The following is a 606-nucleotide window of genomic DNA, read 5'->3' as shown; positions in this document are numbered from 1 at the left end:
GGTTGCTGATGATTGATGCAGCGGCAATTTTACCTATCCCTTTCATACTTTGTAGGATGATATTTTTAGCCTGATAATCAGGACAAGACTCGATGAGTTTAACGATTTTATCTTCTATCTTTGTTATCTGATTTTTGAACACGGTTAAGATGGGTTTGATCGTCATAGCAAGCTCTTTGGGTAAAATTTGAAGCCTGTTCTTTTCCATTGTTTGCATGACTAATAGTTGATTTCGTCTGCCTACTAGATCGCTCATAGCCTGCATGATGTCAGGCTTTAGTGTCGACAGCTTAGGTTTAATTGCTTCACCGTAATGCGCGATAAGTTGTGCATCAAGTTTGTCTGTTTTAGCTCGTTGACCAATAGCCCCAGCAAAGCGTTTTATGTGTATTGGGTTGGCGATAACGAAAGGCAGGTTTGCTTCAGAGCAGGCCATGATAAATGGCATTTCTAGGCGATCAGTGGCTTCAATTACGATACGTTCAGGGCGGTGTTTTTTGATGAGGTTTATCGCTTCTTTAATCCCTTTCTCATCGTTATTGACGGTGAAAAATATATCAAGCGGACGAATATAAATGTCGAGTTGAAATTTACCCGTATCGACAC

At 40.4% G+C, this 606-nt stretch carries 1 protein-coding gene; it reads right to left on the bottom strand.

Annotated features, from left to right (window positions below; translation table 11 throughout):
* Positions 1-606 (bottom strand): IS110 family transposase (locus LMH66_RS20230; RefSeq protein WP_229372718.1); only part of this gene is annotated, 606 nt, incomplete at both ends.

The organism is Shewanella sp. 10N.7 (assembly GCF_020806285.1).
GTDB lineage: Bacteria > Pseudomonadota > Gammaproteobacteria > Enterobacterales > Shewanellaceae > Shewanella > Shewanella electrodiphila.
The sequence above is the reverse complement of the archived record's forward strand: the minus strand, read 5'-3'. Positions and strand labels throughout refer to the sequence as shown.